The 1,232-nt window shown below is 61.9% G+C and carries 1 pseudogene; it reads right to left on the minus strand.

The window, feature by feature from the left end:
* Window positions 1-1,232: pseudogene (locus tag H9S92_RS21945) on the minus strand (hypothetical protein); the annotation flags it as partial.

Genomic DNA, 1,232 nt, shown 5'->3' on the forward strand with positions numbered 1-1,232 from the left:
CTCACCAGTTCGCTCAGGCGACCCGCAGCCGTAGCCATCACTTCCAGCGTCAGCACCGCATCAGCACCCCGCAGGGCTACCGCCACCAGGCCGTCGCCGGCACGGTTCAGGTTGATCGCGCCTTCGCCTTCGTAGCTGGCCGTCACCAGCTCCAGGCCAGCGGCCAGTTCGATCGTGCCCTGGAAGCCCGCCAGCCCAGTGCCGCGGATCTCCATGGTGTGGGTCTGCCCAGCTTCCAGCTGCGCGTCGGCAGCGTTGATGGAGGCCGTAGAACGTCCGTTGCCCACTACGTCACCGTAGGCGAAGCCGACGAAGTCCGCATCGAATACATTGCCAGGCAGGTTATTGATGTTGTATACCTCGGGGAAGGTAGCAGCGTAGGGGTCACTCACGTTAACGTCCGCCGGCACGAAGCCCCAGCTCTCGCCGGTAGCGTAGTTCGCGTCCAGGCCGAGGATCACCCGCTGGATCGCAACGAGGTCCAGTACGTTCAGGTTCCGGTTCTGGTCGACGTCCGCCGCCAGGTAGTCGTAGGGAGAAGCGAAATCCTCAGCACCCAGGATCACGTTGGCGATCTTGACGATGTCCGAAGTCTTCACGCGTTGAACGTCTACCGCTACGGCGTAGGCGGGCTGGATCGTGTAGTCTTCACCCGTCGTCAGGCTGGTAAAGGTAAAGCGGCCATTGGCGTCCGTAAGGACCATTTCGTCTCCGTCGCCTTCGCCCGTCAGCGTCACCGCTACGTTGGGCAGGGCACGGTTGGTGTGCGTAGCAATCGTACCCGCCAGGTTGGCACCTTCGTCTTCACACAAGCCCTCCTGGAAGAGTTGGACCAGTACGATGACCGAACAGTAGTCAGCGCTGCCATTGTCGGAAACGGCGTATACCCGCACCGGCGTTGAAGCATCGCTGCTGCAATCCAGGTCGATGCCCAGGCGGCCAGCCACTGGCGTGAAGCCGGCAACGCCCGCTTCTTCTTCCGTGTAGATGCTGTACTGGTCGATCAGGTTGCCGAAGCAATCCCGGACGTCGCTGGCGATGAAGTCAGTGGCCCAAATGGAAGCCATGCCACCGCCTTGGCCGTCGGGCATCAGCGTTACCGTCAGTTGGTTGATACAGATTGGCGTCGGTGCTTTGTCCGGCGTTACGCAGAACTCCAGAATCTCCACGTCGAAGTTACCACAGCCGTCCGCCGCCCGGATCCGGATGGCGTGCTCGCCTACCGGTACGTT

The organism is Neolewinella lacunae (assembly GCF_014349155.1).
In the GTDB taxonomy this organism is placed as follows: Bacteria; Bacteroidota; Bacteroidia; order Chitinophagales; family Saprospiraceae; genus Neolewinella; species Neolewinella lacunae.